At 38.1% G+C, this 19138-nt stretch carries 18 protein-coding genes; 3 read left to right on the forward strand and 15 right to left on the reverse strand.

Annotated elements, in window-relative coordinates:
- Window positions 1–47: 47 nt before the first annotated feature.
- Entirely contained in the window at window positions 48–1367 is a 1320-nt protein-coding gene (gene ahcY, locus CLV48_RS05180) for an adenosylhomocysteinase (RefSeq protein WP_106566210.1), read from the forward strand.
- 718 nt (window positions 1368–2085) lie between these two features.
- Here the strand turns inward: ahcY and CLV48_RS05195 are convergent.
- From CLV48_RS05195 to CLV48_RS05275, 15 genes are all read right to left on the reverse strand, one after another.
- Window positions 2086–3228 carry an alpha/beta hydrolase gene (locus CLV48_RS05195; RefSeq protein WP_106566533.1) on the reverse strand — a complete coding sequence of 381 codons (1143 nt, stop codon included), beginning with the start codon at window positions 3226–3228 and terminating at the stop codon, window positions 2086–2088.
- 125 nt (window positions 3229–3353) lie between these two features.
- The gene (locus tag CLV48_RS05200) at window positions 3354–3845 is read right to left on the reverse strand and encodes a hypothetical protein (protein WP_106566213.1); all 492 of its coding nucleotides are present in this window, start codon (window positions 3843–3845) and stop codon (window positions 3354–3356) included.
- A complete protein-coding gene (locus tag CLV48_RS05205) occupies window positions 3842–4558 on the reverse strand; it encodes a 16S rRNA (uracil(1498)-N(3))-methyltransferase (protein WP_106566214.1) in 717 nt (238 codons plus the stop codon). Before CLV48_RS05205 ends, CLV48_RS05200 begins: the two co-directional genes overlap by 4 nt.
- A gap of 152 nt (window positions 4559–4710) precedes the next feature.
- Window positions 4711–6444, reverse strand: a complete 1734-nt coding sequence (locus tag CLV48_RS05210; protein ID WP_106566215.1) for a DEAD/DEAH box helicase — start codon at window positions 6442–6444, stop codon at window positions 4711–4713.
- Window positions 6445–6697: 253 nt separating this feature from the next.
- Window positions 6698–6958 (reverse strand): acyl-CoA-binding protein, encoded by a 261-nt coding sequence (locus CLV48_RS05220; RefSeq protein ID WP_106566534.1) that lies wholly within the window; start codon window positions 6956–6958, stop codon window positions 6698–6700.
- 103 nt (window positions 6959–7061) lie between these two features.
- Window positions 7062–7580 (reverse strand): hypothetical protein, encoded by a 519-nt coding sequence (locus tag CLV48_RS05225; protein WP_146140067.1) that lies wholly within the window; start codon window positions 7578–7580, stop codon window positions 7062–7064.
- Between the two features lie 188 nt (window positions 7581–7768).
- The gene (locus tag CLV48_RS05230; RefSeq protein WP_106566218.1) at window positions 7769–9058 is read right to left on the reverse strand and encodes a citrate synthase; all 1290 of its coding nucleotides are present in this window, start codon (window positions 9056–9058) and stop codon (window positions 7769–7771) included.
- Between the two features lie 302 nt (window positions 9059–9360).
- On the reverse strand, window positions 9361–9780 hold the full coding sequence (locus CLV48_RS05240) for a BrxA/BrxB family bacilliredoxin (RefSeq protein ID WP_106566220.1): 420 nt from the start codon (window positions 9778–9780) through the stop codon (window positions 9361–9363).
- 25 nt (window positions 9781–9805) lie between these two features.
- The gene (locus CLV48_RS05245; protein WP_106566535.1) at window positions 9806–10150 is read right to left on the reverse strand and encodes a DUF59 domain-containing protein; all 345 of its coding nucleotides are present in this window, start codon (window positions 10148–10150) and stop codon (window positions 9806–9808) included.
- 5 nt (window positions 10151–10155) lie between these two features.
- The gene (locus tag CLV48_RS05250) at window positions 10156–10587 is read right to left on the reverse strand and encodes a SufE family protein (protein WP_106566221.1); all 432 of its coding nucleotides are present in this window, start codon (window positions 10585–10587) and stop codon (window positions 10156–10158) included.
- Window positions 10584–11807 carry an aminotransferase class V-fold PLP-dependent enzyme gene (locus CLV48_RS05255; RefSeq protein ID WP_106566222.1) on the reverse strand — a complete coding sequence of 408 codons (1224 nt, stop codon included), beginning with the start codon at window positions 11805–11807 and terminating at the stop codon, window positions 10584–10586. The genes CLV48_RS05250 and CLV48_RS05255 overlap by 4 nt, the downstream gene beginning before the upstream one ends.
- Before the next feature lie 9 nt (window positions 11808–11816).
- On the reverse strand, window positions 11817–13094 hold the full coding sequence (gene sufD, locus CLV48_RS05260; RefSeq protein WP_106566223.1) for a Fe-S cluster assembly protein SufD: 1278 nt from the start codon (window positions 13092–13094) through the stop codon (window positions 11817–11819).
- 32 nt (window positions 13095–13126) lie between these two features.
- Window positions 13127–13888, reverse strand: coding sequence for a Fe-S cluster assembly ATPase SufC (gene sufC / locus CLV48_RS05265; RefSeq protein ID WP_106566224.1), 762 nt, complete (start codon window positions 13886–13888; stop codon window positions 13127–13129).
- A 94-nt stretch (window positions 13889–13982) separates the two neighbouring features.
- A complete protein-coding gene (gene sufB, locus CLV48_RS05270) occupies window positions 13983–15428 on the reverse strand; it encodes a Fe-S cluster assembly protein SufB (protein WP_106566225.1) in 1446 nt (481 codons plus the stop codon).
- Window positions 15429–15715: 287 nt separating this feature from the next.
- Window positions 15716–16183, reverse strand: coding sequence for an Lrp/AsnC ligand binding domain-containing protein (locus tag CLV48_RS05275; RefSeq protein ID WP_106566226.1), 468 nt, complete (start codon window positions 16181–16183; stop codon window positions 15716–15718).
- 379 nt (window positions 16184–16562) lie between these two features.
- Here CLV48_RS05275 and CLV48_RS20640 point away from each other — a divergent pair, with 379 nt between their 5' ends.
- On the forward strand, window positions 16563–17048 hold the full coding sequence (locus CLV48_RS20640) for a hypothetical protein (RefSeq protein ID WP_211299903.1): 486 nt from the start codon (window positions 16563–16565) through the stop codon (window positions 17046–17048).
- A gap of 111 nt (window positions 17049–17159) precedes the next feature.
- Complete coding sequence (locus CLV48_RS05285) at window positions 17160–19082, forward strand: M14 family metallopeptidase (protein ID WP_106566227.1); 1923 nt, start codon at window positions 17160–17162, stop codon at window positions 19080–19082.
- Window positions 19083–19138: the final 56 nt, after the last annotated feature.

Consider the following 19138-nt stretch of genomic DNA (forward strand, 5'->3'; position numbering starts at 1 on the left):
TTTGAACTCTCTAAATTGAAAATCAAATCATTATTAAACTTTACTATATGTCTGAAATTAAGTCTGACAAATTCATCCAATACAAGGTGAAAGACATTTCCCTGGCGGAGTGGGGAAGGAAGGAAATTACATTGGCTGAGGCTGAGATGCCTGGATTGATGGCTTTGAGAGAGGAGTTTGGCCCGTCCCAGCCTTTAAAAGGAGCAAGAATCGCAGGATGTCTTCACATGACCATCCAAACGGCAGTTTTGATAGAGACTTTGGTAGCGTTAGGTGCTGAGGTAACCTGGTCATCCTGTAATATTTTCTCTACACAGGACCATGCAGCTGCAGCCATTGCTGCTGCGGGTATTTCTGTATATGCATGGAAAGGTATGACAGCTGAAGAATTTGATTGGTGTATTGAGCAGACTTTGTTCTTTGGTGAAGATAGAGAACCTCTAAATATGATTTTGGATGACGGTGGTGACCTCACCAATATGGTTTTGGATAATTATCCAGAGCTGGTAGCCGGTATCAAAGGACTTTCAGAAGAGACTACCACTGGGGTACATAGGCTTTATGAAAGAATGAAAAACGGTACTTTACCTATGCCTGCCATCAATGTGAATGACTCAGTGACCAAGTCTAAATTTGATAATAAATATGGTTGCAAGGAGTCTTTGGTGGACGCTATCAGAAGGGCTACAGACGTCATGATGGCCGGAAAAGTGGCTGTAGTGGCAGGATACGGAGATGTGGGCAAAGGGTCTGCTGCTTCACTGAGAGGTGCCGGTGCAAGAGTGATTGTTACTGAAATCGATCCGATCTGTGCCCTTCAGGCAGCTATGGATGGCTATGCTGTGAAGAAAATGGTGGATGCCGTGAAGGAAGCCGATATCGTAGTGACTGCTACAGGAAATAAAGATATCATCACCGAGGAGCATTTCAGGGCGATGAAAGACAAGGCAATTGTTTGCAATATCGGTCACTTTGATAATGAAATCGATATGGCATGGCTCAACAAAAATTATGGCTTTACCAAGGACGTTATCAAGCCTCAGGTGGACCTGTATACCATTGAAGGAAAACAGATCATTGTCTTGGCAGAAGGCAGGTTAGTGAATTTGGGTTGTGCCACTGGCCATCCATCTTTCGTGATGTCCAACTCTTTTACCAATCAGACATTGGCACAGTTGGAGCTATGGACCAATACAGACAAGTATGAGCCTGGTGTATATGTATTGCCTAAACACCTGGATGAAAAAGTTGCGGCACTTCACTTGGCCAAATTAGGAGTAGAACTGGATACTTTGACCCCTGAGCAGGCAGCATATATAGGGGTGACTGTAGAAGGACCGTTCAAACCTGAATATTATAGGTATTGATTAGTTCTTATTATGCAAAAATAGGCTGTCTCATATATGGGGACAGCCTATTTTTTTTATCAAGGAAAGAGGGCTTATCCAAATTTAATCATGGAATTAGATCTTCATCCATTAATTTGATTTTTGTTAATGCTTTTTTTTTATTTGAATATGATAGGTCTACTTTGAGAAAAGTTATTGGTTTCTTGACAGGGAAGGAGTAGTTTTCCAAAAAAAAATGCTTCAAGATGATTTTTGAATTCCTATTCGGGATTGATGAATTTCCTGTCAAGACTGAAAAGAAAATAATCTGCTTCCCTGCAAGGGTAAAAAACAGTAAGTAGTAAAATTGATTTCTTGAACAATGGAAAATTCTACTTTTTTCAAATAAGTTCCGATCACATTAGGCATGCCATGATAAGATTTATTAGGCTGCACCCCAAGTTCCAATTTACCATGAACCGCACTTCCATATCGTTCCAAAAGCTTTTCTATTCTTAGTGAACCATTTTCAAATGCTTTTTTAGTGGGGAACTTATTTTATGCTTTGGCTATCATTGCCCAATTAATTACCATGTCAGGACAAAAAGGAATTCCTTCATTGACATTAATTGGTTTCATCAATTCAGGAAATGGTGAGTCTTTGGAAAAAAATATTTTATACGAGAATTTAATAAAACAATTTCCTTAAAATAAACTGGCTTCCAAGCTTGCTCGAAAGGGTGTTGTGTATTTTAGTTCAAGACTTACCTTCGCGATCAGAGAAAAACAGCCATTCTATTGCTTTTGGAAATTCATCACTCCAGTATGTTTCATTGTGCTTACCTTCCATATTGATACTAAGGTTTACATTCATTTTCTCCCTTATCCCTTCCCTTTTCAGCAGTCGCTTTTTAAATTTTTTGACGTGTTTGACCATTGTTTCACTTTCGTCACCTCCAGCGTAAAGGTAAATTTTGGTCTCCATAGGTTCAAAAAAATCAAGAAATGAAAACTTGATTTTAGGGATTACCCATAAAGAGGGTGAAAATATCATTAGCTTACCATAAACTTCTGGATACATCAGCCCACTGAAAATGCTCACAAGACCGCCCATAGAGCTGCCTCCAATTCCGGTAAATTCCCTTTCAGGTTTTGTTCTGAAATTTTTATCCACAAATGGCTTCAAGGTATCAGTGACAAACCTGATGTATTTTTTGCCCTGACCTTCTCCCAATAGGGTTTTGCCAACATTATACTCCAAAAGCCTTTCCCTCTCAGCATGCTCAATTGCAATGATGATAATTCCCCCAATACCATAATCAGACATTACTGCCAGTTTCTTATCGATCTGCCAATTGCCAAAAGGGGAACTCTCATTAAACAAGTTTTGGGCATCTTGTAGGTAAAGGACAGGGTAATGTTCTTTTGATGTGTCGTAATCATGGGGTAGTAGAGCCCATACTTTCCTTTTTTTATTGAGTTGGGGAATTTCAAATTCTTCTGAAATCAGGTGGACTTTTGGAAGCTGACTGGGCCTGTAAGGAAGCCAGTTTTTTCTCCAACGGGGAACAAATTCCTCTTGAATCCCCTGCTTTTTTTGACAATGTCTGTTAGGAGTTTTATTTCCATATCGGTCAATTTCCACTTCTGACCAGTCCCCTTTGGTAAATTTATATTTGAGTTCATCGGGATAATCAAAAGTTTCAGGGAAAGTAAAACTGTATATTCCTTCTTCTATTTTATGAAGCAAATATCGTTTATCCTGTGTAGCCCAATCATTAAAATTGCCTGATAAGTAAACAGGCCTATGGTCATCTTCATCGGTTTTCAATAGAATGGTCAAACCTTTGGGTGCTTCGGTTTGATTTGTTAAGGTGTCCGTTTTTTCTTCGCAATCCATCTGCATCAATTACCTTTGTTTTTCCTTTTTAGCAAGAATGTAAAAATAGGTGTTTGATAATTTGGGAAAAAGTAATGGCAAAAAATAAAGGGCTTTTTTGATAAAGCCCTTTTCGATTTGAATGATTAAAACCTTACAGGTGAAGTCCTATTGAGCGGAATTTGGATTACCACATAGGATTCTCCTTCCTTCGCATGACATGCGTTGCAGGCAGAAGTCAGCATCTGGAACCCTTTAAGAAATTCTTCTTTGTCTTCCTTTTTAACCAATTCTTCCATGTAAGGAAGTGTTTCCTTCATAAATTCTTCTGAGGAAGCAGTTCGTGCAGGCCGTCTTTTGAGTCCATCTTCCAGGGCTTCAATGATATGTTCGATTTGGTGGTCAGCATAGCCCCAGTTTTCGTCCATTCCTGCCCAATATAATTCAGAGTATCTGTATCCAACTTCTACCATAGTCCTGCTGAAACCTCCGAGCTGATGGGCTACTTCCTCGAGTTTTTCCTCAGTGGTACCCTCTAGCCAGCCATCTAAACCCACAGCTGTAGATTTTTCTTCAGTTGGAGTTTGGCAGGAGATAGTTAAGTAAATTAGAAAGATAAATAATGATGCCTTTTTCATGTGAGTTTGAGATTGTTTTTGAGTTGTAAAGTATGTACTGCTGCCAGACCGGCAGTTTCGCTTCTGAGTCTGCTTTTTCCCAATGAACATGGTAAAAAGTGATGGTCAAAAGCAAGCTGAAGTTCTTGTTGAGAGAAATCTCCTTCAGGTCCAATTAAAATGATATAAGCTCTATCCTGTTCGGCTTTATCGAACAAATGCCTGTCATTGTCCTTGTCCACATAAGCTATAAACCTTTGGTATTGGTCAAAGGTTTTATCCATTACCAACTCAGACATTTGCCTTATGGGATTGAGTTTGGGGAACCTGGTTTTGAGACTTTGTTTGCAGGCAGCGATTATTTTTTTCTCAAGTCGGTCCAACTTGAGGTTGGGTCTTTCAGAATGTTCAGAAACCATAAAGGTAATTTCATCCACACCGATTTCTGTTGCTTTTTCAACCATCCATTCCATCCTTTCCAAGTTTTTGGTTGGACAGATGGCCAAGTGGATGTAGTAATCATTTTGTGGAGCATACTGCCTTTGGCTGACCTGAAGCTTGGCTTTTTTAGGATTGGCATCTATTATGGTACAAGTTAGAAGGCAACCCGTGCCATCGGTAAAATATACCTTATCTCCAATTGTTTTTCTCAGAACCCTGATCAAATGCTTAGATTCATCCTGGTCTAAGTAAAATGTACTTTCAAAAGTTTTTTGGTAATAAAATAGCTGCATTTTTTAAGGTTTAGGCATTTTTTCAAAATTAGCCATTAAGGATCAAAAATAATGGACTTTAGTCCCAATAGAACAAAAAAAGCGCAATCTCTTGGAGACTGCGCTTTAAAACCACTAACCTTTATAAATTAATTTACCAATTATGAAAATTCTTAACCTTTTGAGATTTCCATATTGACAGACTTGCCTTTAATCGTGTTGTTCTTCATCACTTTAATGATGTGGTCGGCATCTTTGGAAGGAACATCCACAAAAGAGAAATTGTCAAATATGTCAATACCTCCGATGCTTCTGCCAGGGACTCCTGTTTCGCCAGCTATCGCGCCAACAATATCATTAGGCCTTACCCTGTCTTTTTTGCCCAAATTGATGAAAAGTCGGGCCATGCCAGGCTCTCTGACACCTTTTTCTCTTGATCCTCTTTTTTCACTCTTGACACCTCTGTCTCGTTCTCTTCCTCTGCCTCTATCTCTATCACGTTCTCTTCCTCTGCCACCATCACGGTCTCTATCTCTGCCAGATCTTTCCCCACGCTCTCTTTCTCTTCCAAGATCCAAGCTGAAATTCTGTTCTTCCATTTCGTGGACAGCTTCGGCCAATTGGATTTTTGTAAGACCTAGGACAATTTGCTCCATTGTCAAGCCTTCGGTAAGCATTTGCCCAATGGTATCTTCATAGAAAGAATTGTCTTCTTCCTTGCTTAATTGCCTGTAAATGTCTTTGACCAGTTGTTGTTTTTTCAACTCAATCAAATCTGTTACAGAAGGAGGAGACATTTTGTTGATGGAAGTTTTGATGAATTTCTCCAGGTCTTTCAACTTGTACATGTCTTTTCTCCCGGTAACAAAACTTATAGCAGTTCCGGATTTGCCTGCACGGCCAGTTCTACCGATCCTGTGTACATAGTTCTCTTCATCCAGAGGCAGATCGAAATTGAATACAGCTTCAACATTGTCCACATCTATACCCCTTGCGGCCACATCAGTAGCTACAAGTACGGACACATGACCTTTTCTGAATTTACCCATAACTTTGGTACGTTGAGCCTGGGAAAGGTCTCCGTGTAATGCTTCTGCCTGAATGCCCCTCGCCATCAATTCTTCGGTTACCTCATCCGTGGTCTTCTTGGTATTACAGAATACTACACTAAGTGCAAACTGGTTCAAATTGATCAACCTGGACATAAGTTCAAGTTTCAATGACGGTTTTACCTCATAGTACACCTGAGAAATATTTTCAACAGTAAGCTCTTTTCTAAGCACTTTTACAATTTCCGGATTGTCCTGGAATTTCTTCGTTAGATCAAGAATTGGCTTTGCCATAGTAGCAGAGAAAAAAACAGTTTGTCTCTGTTCAGGACATTCGCTAAGGATATTTTCAATATCCTCCCTGAATCCCATGTCAAGCATCTCATCAGCCTCGTCCAATACAATGATGCCAACATGGTCAAGTTTCAAAGTGCCCCTATCCATGTGGTCCATGATCCTACCAGGTGTTCCTACTACGATCTGAACTCCTTTTTTAAGACTTTTTATCTGACGATCAATTGATTCACCACCATAAATACAGGTTGAACTCAATCCTCTTTTATATTTTGAAAGTTTGACAATTTCTCCCTCAACCTGAACGGCCAATTCTCTGGTAGGACAAAGGATCAAAGCCTGGGGCTTGTGAAACTCTACGTCTACCTGATCAATGATCGGGATAGCAAAAGACGCAGTCTTACCGGTTCCCGTTTGGGCTTGACCGATAACATCTCTGCCTTGAAGTAATAAAGGGATAGATTGTGCTTGAATTGGTGAAGGATGGGTATAGCCCATATCTTCCACCGCCTTTAGGATTTCGTTAGAAATCCCAAGGTCTGAGAATAATAATTCTTTTTCCATGAAATGTTTCCTTGCTTTTTCTCAACCATGTCTCCTAGAAGTAACCCAAGTCAAGCGACACAAAGGAAACCACGGATAGAAAAATGTTTTTATTTAATACGGGGGCAAAGGTATGAAGTATTATTTGGAAAAACAAGTCTGAGGTATGAGTTTGTGAAATATTTTATACAAAAAAGCGAAGTACAGAAAAAATTATTTCGAATTAAAGGACGTGGCCTAATGGTTTATCTCAACTTGGATGTAAATGTATGAATCAAATATACTTTTCTGCTAAAACATTTACCAATGCTATATAGGCTTGTCCAGCTTCTTCTTTGGACATTCCTTTAAGATTTGCCCAAGCATTATATTTGGCAGCGGCTATAAAATCAAATCCGCCGGGTCGTTCTTCATTGTTGTCTCCTTCCGTGGCCTGCTTATAATAACTATATAGCCTTAATAAGTCTTCATTGCCAGGTTTGCTCGAAAATTTTTTGGTAAGTGCAAAAGCCTCTTCCAGATTGTTAGCTTTCATTGGTAAACTCAAATGATTGTATTCAGTTTCCAAATTTATCAAATAAAATATAATTTCCAATATTCTTAGAATAAACTATTGGTGACGGGAAAAATAAACTGGCTCAAACGTCACTAAAACCGCTTAGGAACATAAAAAACAAAATAATCCCTGAAGCCATGCCAAAGCCAGCAGCCTTCAAATTTTTTCCTTTGGCTTTTTTGTTGAATCCTTCCCTATAATCCCGGGAATTTAAATTTTCAATTCCGACAATATTTGGATCAGGAGTTTTAGCATCTGTCACAGCGACAATGATAAATCCAATTGCCCCACCGAAAAAGCCTGCACAAAAATTACCCAGAAATCTTTTATGATGGATTTTTGCATCTTGAATACCCTTTAAATACATGCTATCCGAAATTTCCAACAACTTTTCATGTGATTCAACAATTACATAATCTACATCTTCTGAGCTGTATATTAAATAATCTGATCTTCCATTGGTCTGAAACGTCAATTCAGTTTGATCAACTGATAATACTTCTCCTTTAATTTTCGTTCCGTCTTTTAGGAATATGATATCTTTTCCAAAACAATAATTGACTGTAAAAAACAAGAAAATAGCTGATAGTATAAATTTCATATCGATATGCTTATGGATTTGATTGATTTATTTGCGATATAATTTAAGTTAAAATGATCATAAAAATAAATTTTGAAAAAAAGAAAACCCGGACAAACAAGGTCTTGTCCGGGTTTTATGAGATAATGAGTTAATTAAGAATGAAAGATGCTTATTAACTATAAAATTTCAGGTCTAATATTAAAGAATCAGCCTCTTCTGTTCATAGATACATAATCCCTCTCATTTTCACCAGTGTAAATTTGACGAGGTCTGCCAATAGGCTCACCATTTTGTCTCATTTCCTTCCACTGAGCGATCCATCCTGGGAGTCTTCCCAGTGCAAATAGGACTGTAAACATCTCTGTAGGGATACCCATGGCTCTGTAAATGATACCAGAATAGAAATCAACATTTGGATAAAGCTTTCTATCCACGAAATACTGGTCGTTCAATGCGGCATATTCAAGTTCTTTGGCAATTTCCAAAACTGGGTCTTTGATTCCAAGTTTGCCCAAAACATCATCTGCTGCTTTTTTGATAATGGTTGCTCTTGGGTCAAAGTTTTTGTAAACCCTGTGACCAAAGCCCATCAATCTGAAAGGATCATCTTTGTCTTTGGCTTTGTTCAGGAATTTCTTGGTGTCGCCTCCATCAGCCTTGATTGCTTCTAGCATTTCGATTACGGCCTGGTTTGCACCACCGTGAAGTGGTCCCCACAAGGCATTGATTCCAGCAGAAATGGAAGCATAGATGCTGGCCTGGGAAGAGCCTACGATCCGGACAGTAGAAGTAGAGCAATTTTGCTCATGGTCAGCGTGAAGAATCAACAATTGGTCAAGAGCTTTTGCGATTACCGGATCTACCTCGTACTTTTCTGCCGGTAGGGCAAACATCATTTTAAGGAAGTTGGAACAATAATCCAAACTGTTGTCAGGATAATTTACAGGATGTCCCACTTCATTTTTATATGCCCAAGCAGCAAAGGTTGGCATTTTGGCAAGCAACCTTACTATGGAAAGGTTTACATCAGCCTCATCTCTGGTTGGATCTAAAGATTCAGGATAAAATGCAGTCAGAGAACAAACAAGAGAAGAAAGTACTCCCATTGGATGGGCATTGGACGGGAACCCATCAAGTATTTTTTTGATGTCTTCATGCACCAAAGTATGGGTGGTAATTTCTCTTGTAAATTTCTCGTACTGTAGTTGGGTTGGAAGTTCACCGTAGATCAAGAGATAGGCGACTTCCAAAAATGAGGATTTTTCAGCCAAATCTTCTATGCGGTAACCTCTATATCTCAGGACGCCCTGCTCGCCATCCAAAAAGGTAATAGAACTGGTGGTAGAACCTGTGTTTTTATAACCAGGATCTAAAGTAATTAATCCGGTTTGGGACCTCAATTTAGCAATGTCAATTGCTTTTTCATTTTCAGTACCCTCAATAATAGGGAGTTCAAAATCCTTTCCTCCGTACGATAACTTAGCGATTTCGGACATAAGTTGTATGTTTTATTTTCCAGTTTATTGTTTAAAATATTTAACTCTTTAAACGCGGCTTAAGTTAGCAAAAACATGTATTTTTTACATGATAATTTATACAAACTACCCCGTTTGAAGTATGATTTTTATCAATGTCTCATTATTAAATCCAATCAAATAAAAGTTGAAACTCTAATAACAGCAATATTTTTTTGCTTCAATGGGATTGGAGTGATTAACGGACCCAAATATTGTTTGGTTTCAGTAATTTTATTCCGCTATATTTTTTTAGCAAGAAAAAAGCCCCGAAGGGCTTAATTTTATTTGCAGAAGTGCTCAAATACTTCAACCAAATGATCTCCGATCATTTTTGCATTTCTTCCTTCAATATGGTGTCTTTCGATAAAATGGACAAGTTCTCCATTTTTAAACATAGCCATGGAAGGGGAAGATGGAGGATAAGGAAGGTGTAACTGTCTCACCTTAGCTACTGCCTCTACATCATTTCCTGCAAATACAGTAGCCAATACATCAGGTTTAGCGCTGCTGTTTTCAAGTGCATACCTCACACCCGGTCTTGCTGCACCGGCTGCACATCCACAAACAGAATTGATTACAATAAATGTAGTTCCCTTATGGTCAGTTAAATGTTCTTCTACTTGTTCTGCAGTCCTAAATTCCTGAAAGCCTACGTTGGTAAGCTCTTCACGCATTGGGGCTATTAAATTCTCTGGATACATATTATTTGTGATTTAATTATTACTACTAAAGAAATCCAAGTTCTAATTTAGCTGCCTCTGACATCATGTCCTGTGAGTAAGGAGGATCAAATGTCAATTCCAGCTCCACGTGGTTAATTCCCTGAATCTGTTGGATTTTATCTTTGATTTCTGAAGGGATAAACTCTGCGGAAGGACAATTTGGAGAAGTCAAGGTCATGAGTATGTAAACATTGTTCACGGGATAAACAGTGATTTCATATATCAGGCCCAATTCATAGACATCAACTGGGATTTCAGGATCATACACCTGTTTGATAGCGTTGATGACCTTTTCCTTGAGTTCTTGTTGTGGTATTTCTGGGGTGTTATTTTCAATTGTTTCTGACATGGTCATCAGGTGTTTTGTTTAGTTTGGTAAGCCAATGCGTACAATTTCATTTGTTTAATCATTGCAGCGAGACCATTAGACCTTTGGGAACCTATGATATTACCCATTCCAATTTTATCAATAAAGAATAGGTCAGCTTCCCATATTTCTTTTGGGGTCCTTCCTGAAAGCACTCTTATCAAAAGGCTTATAAGTCCTTTAGTGATATCGGTATTGGAATCTGCCAAAAACCGGATATTGTATCCTTCTTCCTGGGCTATTAACCATACTTTGGATTGGCAGCCTTTGATAATATTTTCTTCTTTTCTTTCAGCTTCAGGAAAATCTGGTAATTGTTCTCCCAATTCCATGATGTAGAATATAGTAGATTCTTTGTCATCTCCCAGAATGCTGAATTCCTCTATAATTTCATTTTGGATATCTGTAATGCTGCTCATTTATTTTTGATTTTTGCAATTCTGGCAACAGATTCTACCAGTTGGTCTATTTCTGATTTGCTGTTATAAACAGCAAATGAAGCTCTTACTGTTCCCTCAAGTCCAAATCTTTGCATCAGAGGCTGTGTACAATGGTGTCCTGTCCGTACAGCTATACCTTTAGCATCCAACATCATTCCAACATCAAAAGGGTGCATTCCCTGAATATTAAAGGAGATTACGCTGACCTTTTCTTTGGCTGTACCTACAGGGATAAAGCCTTTGATTTCATTTAATCCATTTGCTGCATATTGTAAGAGATCATCCTCATGGGACTTAATGTCGCTTTTTCCGATTTCCTTAATAAAATCCAAGGACTTTTTAAACGCAATTACATCGCCTATATTGGGTGTTCCAGCTTCGAATTTGAAAGGGATTTCGTTGAATGTGGTATTTTCAAAACTGACTTCTTTGATCATTTCTCCACCTCCTTGATAAGGCGGCATGATTTCCAAAACTTCTCTTTTGCCATAAAGCACACCTAGCCCGGTTGGACCGTATAATTTATGCGCCGAAAATGCAAGGAAATCACAATCCAATTCCTGAACGTTGATATCAAGATGGCTGGTGGACTGAGCGCCATCTATCAAAACCTTAGCACCTACTTCATGGGCTTTGGCTACGATATTTTTTATTGGATTAATTGTGCCAAGGGCATTTGAGGCATGAACTATGGATACCAGCTTTGTTTTTTCTGTCAACAGTTGCAAAAAAGATTCCCAAATAATTTCTCCCTCCTCAGTGATTGGAATTACTTTAAGTATAGCCTCTTTTTCTTCACAGAGCATTTGCCAAGGAACAATATTGGAATGGTGTTCCATGGTGGAGATCAAAATTTCATCCCCTTTGTGTATGAACTTTCTACCAAATGTAGCTGCAACCAAATTGATGCTCTCTGTTGTACCTTTGGTAAAAATAATTTCAGCCTCTTCTCTGGCATTGATAAAATCCCTAATTGATTCTCTGGTGTTTTCGAAATACCTAGTGGCCCGATCTGCTAAAGCATGAGCGCCGCGGTGAATATTGGCATTATCAAATTCATAATATCTGGATAATGCATCAATGACGCTTTTTGGCTTTTGGGTAGTAGCAGCATTGTCAAAATAAATCAAAGGTCTTCCATGCACCTCTTGGTGAAGTACAGGAAACATGGACCTGATTTTTTCAATATTTAATGACATATGCCGGATTTATAGGTTTCCTCCAAGTCTTTCCTGAACAATCTCAGTGACAAAGTCTCTAAAGCATTCATCTGAAATTTTTTCAAGTACTTCACCTGCAAATGCATAAAGCAACAATCCTTTTGCTTGGTCTTTACCCAATCCTCTGGCCTTAAGGTAAAACAAAGCCTCTTCATCCAATTGTCCGGTAGTACATCCATGGGAACACTTTACGTCATCAGCCCAAATTTCAAGCTGAGGTTTGGTGTTAACAGTTGCATCTTCAGAAAGAAGGATATTGTTGTTTTGCTGAAATGCATTTGTTTTTTGGGCATCTTGCCTTACAAAGATTTTTCCATTGAAAACAGCCCTTGACTGGTCTGCCAATATACCTTTGTAAAGTTCATTGGATACAGCATGTGCTTTCGTATGGTCCACATTGGTATGGTTATCCACGTGGGTTTTACCATTCAAAAGATAAAGGCCATACATGTTGCCCTCACAGCCAGAGTCCAAAAGGTTAAGGCTGAGGTTATTTCTAACCATATTTCCTGATAAGGAAATTACAGTGGAAGTAAAGGTGGCATCACGATGGATATCTGTTACGAAATTATCCACTACCAAGGCCCTTCTGCTTTCATTTTGTAGCTTGCTGAAATGCACATGAGCATTTTGAGATACTTTGATTTCAGTCACGGAATTGGAGAAATAAGCATCTTCATCCAAGGAAACAGAGTTCTGAAGGAAGGTGACTTCAGCATTGTCTTCCACCTCAATATAAATTCGGGAAGCAATGGATTGACCATTATTTGCCTGATTAAAAAACAAAAAGTAAATAGGCTTTTCGATCTTTTTGTTTTTGCTTATATGCAAATAAATTCCATCCTTAAAGGTTGCGGAGTTTAAAGCAACAAATGGGTCTTTTTCCAATTTTGCAATTCCGGCAAAATCCGAAGGTGTGTTTTGGCTTAAAAGTGCTAATCGGTAGTCCTGATTTGAAGTTTTGGACAATTCACCTGAAAAAACGCCGTTATTAAAAACCAGCACATCACCTTCAAAACCTCCGAAAATATTTTTTTGAACTTCTTCAATGCTCAATTGGACAGGTTTGGACTGGCCAAAATTCTGAATGGATTGTTCAAGATATTTGGTAATGGCAGTATATTTATATTCTTCTTCCTTTGGGGCAGGCAAGCCGTTTTCATTCAAAAAAGCTTTTGCTTTTTCCCTGAGCGGAACGAAATTTTGCAGTGGGCCAAACTCATTAATGATTTGATCTGCAATTTTATTTTTAGTCGATGTTGTCATGGGATGAATTCAATTAAAAGGTTTCCTGAATGTTAGACAGAAGCTGATTCAGCCTCTTCTTTGATCCAATCGTATCCTTTTTCTTCTAGTTCTAGCGCGAGCTCCTTAGAACCTGACTTTACAATTCTTCCTTTATATAATACGTGGACATAATCCGGAACAATGTAATCCAAAAGCCTTTGGTAGTGAGTAACTACGATAGTAGCATTTTCTGGAGATTTTAATTTATTCACACCATTAGAAACAATCCTTAAAGCGTCAATGTCCAAGCCAGAGTCCGTTTCATCCAGAATTGATAATGTCGGTTCCAACATGGCCATTTGGAAGATTTCATTTCTTTTTTTCTCCCCGCCGGAAAAACCTTCATTAAGTGAACGGCTCAAAAGTTTTTGGTCAATCTCTACCAACTTCATTTTCTCTTTCATCACAGAAAGGAATTTTACTGCATCTAAAGGTTCCAATCCACGATATTCTCTTACCTGATTGACTGCTGTCCTAAGGAAATTTGTAGTGCTAACACCAGGAATTTCTACTGGATATTGGAATGCAAGAAAAACCCCTTCTCTGGCACGGTCTTCAGGAGCGAGTTCCAAAAGATCTTTCCCTTTAAAAGTTACCTCTCCTTCCGTTACTTCATATTCTTCCCTTCCTGCCAATACAGATGCTAGGGTAGATTTGCCAGAACCATTTGGTCCCATAATGGCATGTACCTCACCAGGCTTAATTTCCAGATTAATTCCTCTTAGTATTTCATTGCCTTCAATTGAAGCATGTAGATTTTTTATGGATAACATTGTCGTAAATTTTCAAATTGGATAAACAAGTGATGTCAGGTATTATCTTCAAATACCAATACTACTTTTCAAATGATGTACATTTAATGTTTTATCAACCGACAGATCCTTCAAGTGTCAGTGCAAGAAGTTTTTGGGCTTCTACTGCAAATTCCATCGGTAATTGGTTGAGAACTTCCTTGGCATAACCGTTTACAATCAGGGCAACTGCATCTTCTGTGTCAATTCCCCTTTGGTTACAGTAGAAGATTTGATCTTCGCCAATTTTGGAAGTTGTCGCTTCGTGTTCAACCTTTGCGGTAGAATTTTGGATATCTATGTAAGGGAAAGTGTGCGCACCACATTTATCTCCCATTAGAAGAGAGTCACATTGGGAGAAATTTCTTGCATTAACAGCCCTTTTCATTATCTGAACCTGACCTCGGTATGAATTCTGGGAATGACCAGCAGATATACCTTTAGATACGATCCTTGATTTGGTATTTTTACCGATATGGATCATTTTGGTTCCTGTATCTGCTTGCTGATAATTGTTGGTAACAGCTACAGAGTAAAATTCACCCACAGAATAATCTCCTTTCAATATACATGAAGGATATTTCCATGTCACGGCTGAACCTGTTTCCACTTGTGTCCAGGAGATTTTAGAATAGTCACCAGCACAGATTCCTCTTTTGGTAACAAAATTGTAAATACCCCCCTTACCAGATTTGTCGCCTGGGTACCAGTTTTGAACAGTGGAATACTTCACTTCTGCATTTTTCTCTGCATAAATTTCCACAACTGCGGCATGCAACTGGTTTTCATCCCTTTGAGGAGCTGTACAGCCCTCCAGATAAGATACATAAGAAGATTCTTCTGCAACGATCAGGGTCCTTTCAAACTGACCTGTGTTGGCTGCATTGATCCGGAAGTAAGTTGATAATTCCATTGGGCATCTCACACCTTTGGGAATATAACAGAATGAACCGTCAGAGAATACGGCGGAATTCAGAGCTGCATAATAATTGTCTGTGATAGGCACTACAGATCCTAAGTATTTTTTAACCAATTCCGGGTGCTCTTTTACTGCTTCACTGAATGAACAGAATATAATTCCTAGTTTGGAAAGTGTTTCTTTAAAAGTAGTTCCTACTGAAACAGAATCAAGGACTGCGTCAACTGCAATTCCCTGAAGTCTTTTTTGCTCATTGAGGGAAATCCCCAATCTCTCATATATCTGTAGTAACTCAGGATCTACCTCATCAAGGTTTTTTGGTTTGTTTTTCTGTTTAGGCGCAGAATAATATTTGATTGACTGAAAATCAACTTTAGGATATGTTACATTTGCCCATTCAGGTTCTTGCATGTTTTGCCAGATTGCAAAAGCTTTTAACCTCCATTCCAAAAGCCATACAGGCTCTTCTTTTTTAGCAGAGATCCATCTAATGATGTCCTCATTTAATCCAGGAGGAGCTTCTTCGGTTTCGAAATTGACCGACCAGCCATGCTCATATTCTTTAGAGGTAAATTCTTCTAAAATCTGATTGTCCTTGCTCATGAGGTGAGTTATTTAGACTAATTATATTTTACAGTGCGAAGATACAACATTAAAGTAAATTTTATTGTTCACCATCCCAGTAATTTTTGTTTACGATAAAAACGAAACAAGGTTAAAACGCTTAAAAACAGGGAAATGTAAAAATAAAAAGCCGGAGTTCGTAATTCCGGCTTTAACCTGTGGGTGCAATAAATTGTTAGCTAAGTGATAATTTTATTTTATTTAGATTTAATCTGAATAATTTTCTTTCGTAAAAAAATCTGAAATACAATATGATTTTTGTCATGTTATTTATCAAAAAACTGAATGGGTCTGTTAATACTTTCCTCTAGAACAATCAGGGTCTCCGTTCGGTCTATACCTTCGACTTTTTGAATATTATCCAGTACGGTTCTTAGGTGGTTAGTGTCTTTGCAGATAATCTTTGCGAAAATGGAATAATTACCTGTAGTATAATAAGCGTTGATCACTTCTGGAATACCTTTTAATTTTTCAATGACATTGTCATATAAGGAACTCTTCTCCAAATAAATCCCGAGGAATGCAGAGATATCATATCCAAGTTTGGAGAAATCTATATTCAATGTAGCACTTTTCACAATGCCCATATCCTCTAATTTGCGCATTCTTACATGGACTGTACCAGAAGAAACAAACACTTTTTTTGCTATTTCCGTGTAAGGAGTCTTAGCATCATCATTTAACAGGGAAATGATTTTTAGGTCGATATTGTCAATATCTAAAATTTTATCCATTTTTTTTAGGTCGTTTTGAATCTATGTTAATGAAAGCGGGAACAAATTATAAAATACTTAAAAATTACCAAAATAAATTTTTCAATTTGTAAAATTGGTCAAAATACTTTTATTTTGGAGCATGGATTAGATGCATTAATTTTATTCTGCGGAATGAATCAAAGTGGGTATAAAACTTTGCAGAAGGTAAAATTGCATCATAAATTCATAAATTACTGAAGTTGAAACTTTTAATCTCTAAAGTTATATTTGGGTTTATATTCTGAAAAGGGTCTTGCTTATGGCAAGACTTTTTTGTTTTCTTATAAAAATTTAAACTGCAAAAATTTGCATTTAAAAATTATTAATCTGTATATTTGTATCAATCAAATAGACAGCTATGAAAACCATTTTTAATTATTTATCCGTTTTGATTTTGACAGGGATGTTGATCTCAAACAATGTATTGGCTTCTGGTGAATTTACAGAAGTAGTTAAAGGCTCTTCCAATGAGCCTGCAACGGAAGGTAATGCTAAGAGCACTAAAATAAACCCCATAATCTTTAATCTGGATGAGTTGATTGAAGAGTCATCACTTAACTCAATTTCTCCTTGGGTATTTCCGGTGCATGCCTTGGATATGGTAGACAGTTACATGCCTTTTATATTCAGGACCAAAAAGAGTGCAGCTATTGATGAATTGAAGGTGTTAATTAACATAAATGCCAAAGGGAAAATTTCCGGATATGAGATTCTCAATGAAGAGGCAGATAAAGGTTTGATTGAAAGAGTAGGACATGTAATAAGGAAATTGCCTCAAGCCAGTCCTGTTCCAGGTTTTAGTGATTATTCGCCTATCCTTTTTGAGCTGGTGATAAGAAAGTAAGAATTTTTGATTGAATTTTTAAATCCCTGGTCAATCGGTCAGGGATTTTTTTTTGAATGGTAATCAAGGTTTGTATTATCTCGGTTATTTTTAGAAAAATAATGAAAGCTTATGAATAAAAATTTTCTCCTGATCCTAGGGTTTTCTATGCTATTTGCTATACAAGCATTGGCACAGGAAAAATCCCTTGTTTACCAAAAGAAATGGCCTGAACAGGATAAGAATACAAAGTTTTATACTGTTTCAGGAGAGAGACATGGTCAGTCTTTTTTCAAAAAGCACGAATTTCCGGAAGTGGAATACGAACCGAAAAGTAAACTGACTTTTGATATTTACCATACTCCGGATGTGATGTATCATTGGTATAGGCTTTGGGCCGAAAAATATCCGGAAATCACTGAATTGTATGAAGTGGCAAGGTCGTTTGAAGGCAGACCTATTTTGCAGATGACCATTACCAATAAAAAAACGGGAAAGCATACGGATAAGCCGGCTGCTTATTTCGAAGGGGGCAGGCATGGGGGAGAGGTGACGGCATCTGAAGCAGTTTTTTGGCTTACCAATCATTTGCTGGAGAATTATGGTAAAGACCCTGCCATTACAAAATTAATTGACACCAAAACCATATATGTCAGGCCACAGAATAATCCTGATGGTACCAATATGTATCTTTTTTCTGAACAAAGAAACAGAAGTACAGTGAGGCCTCATGATGTGGATAGGGATGGTTTATTTGATGAAGATCCTGAAGAGGACCTTAATGGAGATGGTGTGATTCACATGATGCGTAAGAAGGCATTAAGCCCTGAAGAAAAGGAAAAAGCAAATTATATTATAGATCCAAAAGATCCTAAGGGAAGGCTGATGAAGCGGGTCCTGGATGGTCAGGGTGATTACCTGATGTACACTGAAGGGATTGATAATGATGGAGATGGGAGATTTAATGAAGATGGAATAGGTGGACTTGATCTTCATAGAAATTACCCTGAAAACTGGAGGCCTGACATTGGGGGGGATGCCACAGGAAGAGGATTTACACAATTCGGAGCTGGTGAATACCCATTAAGTGAAATTGAAACCCGATCCACTTTTCTTTGGCTGATGAGCCACCCTAATATTTCTGTGGTCAACTCATTGGATACACGCGTGCCTATGCATTTAAGGCCTCCTTCCACCTCATCCTCTGCAGAATCAATGTTTTTGAAGGACAGATTGTTGTATGAATATTACGACAGTTTGGGAATGACCATAACAGGCTATCCTTGGGCAGGAGATGTATATGAGACTTATAGCACAAGAGGTGGAACCAATAGATTGACAGGAGATCCTCTTAAGCCCAATCCTTTGTTCGGTCATGGGCCTGATTTCGGATATTTTTATTATGGAGCTATTTGGTATGGGGACGAACTTTGGAACAACGGTGCCATGAAAGATTATGATGGAGATGGAGTTTTGGATGATTATGATGGACTTATGTGGGATGATGAAGAAAATGGTTCCAAAGGATTTAAACCTTGGGAAAAATTTGATCATCCCCAGTTGGGGGAAGTTGAAATTGGGGGATTCCATCCCAAGTTTTTTTCTCAAAATGGTCCTCCTTGGCAATTGGAAAGTTGGATAAGAAAGCAATCATTATTTAATCTTGCCATGGCTTTTGATTTACCACAAATTGAAATCAAGGACATCAATATACAAAAGTATGGGGATGAGTATGAGGTTAAAGTTACTTGGGCAAATACCGGCAAACTACCAGTGGCGCTCGATCAAGCCAAAAGGGTTAAAATTGTGGAGGAAGACAGGTTGATCCTCGAATTCGACAAAGAATTGACAAAAGGTTTTGAAAATGCTAAAGTCATCATTACAACTCCTCAAACTTATGATAAAACTATATATGCTGGATATACTGAAGCTGGGGAGAGCAAAGAAGCTTTATTCAAAGTAAAAGTAAATCAAATTGAACCAGTGAAGGCAAAATTGAGGTTGCTTTCTACCAGAGGGGGATATTTGGAAAGGGAAATTACATTGGGTAAATAAATTAAACCTTTTTTAAATATGAGCCGCAGTAAGTTAAACCAATTACTGCGGCTTTT

The sequence above is a fragment of the Cecembia rubra genome, from assembly GCF_003014575.1.
Lineage (GTDB): Bacteria > Bacteroidota > Bacteroidia > Cytophagales > Cyclobacteriaceae > Cecembia_A > Cecembia_A rubra.

Bases quoted from the DNA above. Each gene is read 5' to 3' on its own strand.
- CLV48_RS05285 (WP_106566227.1), top strand. From the start codon at position 17,160: ATGAATAAAAATTTTCTCCTGATCCTAGGGTTTTCTATGCTATTTGCT.
- CLV48_RS05210 (WP_106566215.1), bottom strand. From the start codon at position 6,444: ATGGAAAAAGAATTATTATTCTCAGACCTTGGGATTTCTAACGAAATC.
- CLV48_RS20640 (WP_211299903.1), top strand. From the start codon at position 16,563: ATGAAAACCATTTTTAATTATTTATCCGTTTTGATTTTGACAGGGATG.
- CLV48_RS05250 (WP_106566221.1), bottom strand. From the start codon at position 10,587: ATGAGCAGCATTACAGATATCCAAAATGAAATTATAGAGGAATTCAGC.
- CLV48_RS05240 (WP_106566220.1), bottom strand. From the start codon at position 9,780: ATGTATCCAGAGAATTTAATAGCCCCAATGCGTGAAGAGCTTACCAAC.
- CLV48_RS05225 (WP_146140067.1), bottom strand. From the start codon at position 7,580: ATGAAATTTATACTATCAGCTATTTTCTTGTTTTTTACAGTCAATTAT.
- CLV48_RS05220 (WP_106566534.1), bottom strand. From the start codon at position 6,958: ATGAAAGCTAACAATCTGGAAGAGGCTTTTGCACTTACCAAAAAATTT.
- CLV48_RS05205 (WP_106566214.1), bottom strand. From the start codon at position 4,558: ATGCAGCTATTTTATTACCAAAAAACTTTTGAAAGTACATTTTACTTA.
- sufD (WP_106566223.1), bottom strand. From the start codon at position 13,094: ATGACAACATCGACTAAAAATAAAATTGCAGATCAAATCATTAATGAG.
- CLV48_RS05275 (WP_106566226.1), bottom strand. From the start codon at position 16,183: ATGGATAAAATTTTAGATATTGACAATATCGACCTAAAAATCATTTCC.
- ahcY (WP_106566210.1), top strand. From the start codon at position 48: ATGTCTGAAATTAAGTCTGACAAATTCATCCAATACAAGGTGAAAGAC.
- CLV48_RS05200 (WP_106566213.1), bottom strand. From the start codon at position 3,845: ATGAAAAAGGCATCATTATTTATCTTTCTAATTTACTTAACTATCTCC.
- sufB (WP_106566225.1), bottom strand. From the start codon at position 15,428: ATGAGCAAGGACAATCAGATTTTAGAAGAATTTACCTCTAAAGAATAT.
- sufC (WP_106566224.1), bottom strand. From the start codon at position 13,888: ATGTTATCCATAAAAAATCTACATGCTTCAATTGAAGGCAATGAAATA.
- CLV48_RS05255 (WP_106566222.1), bottom strand. From the start codon at position 11,807: ATGTCATTAAATATTGAAAAAATCAGGTCCATGTTTCCTGTACTTCAC.
- CLV48_RS05230 (WP_106566218.1), bottom strand. From the start codon at position 9,058: ATGTCCGAAATCGCTAAGTTATCGTACGGAGGAAAGGATTTTGAACTC.
- CLV48_RS05195 (WP_106566533.1), bottom strand. From the start codon at position 3,228: ATGGATTGCGAAGAAAAAACGGACACCTTAACAAATCAAACCGAAGCA.
- CLV48_RS05245 (WP_106566535.1), bottom strand. From the start codon at position 10,150: ATGTCAGAAACAATTGAAAATAACACCCCAGAAATACCACAACAAGAA.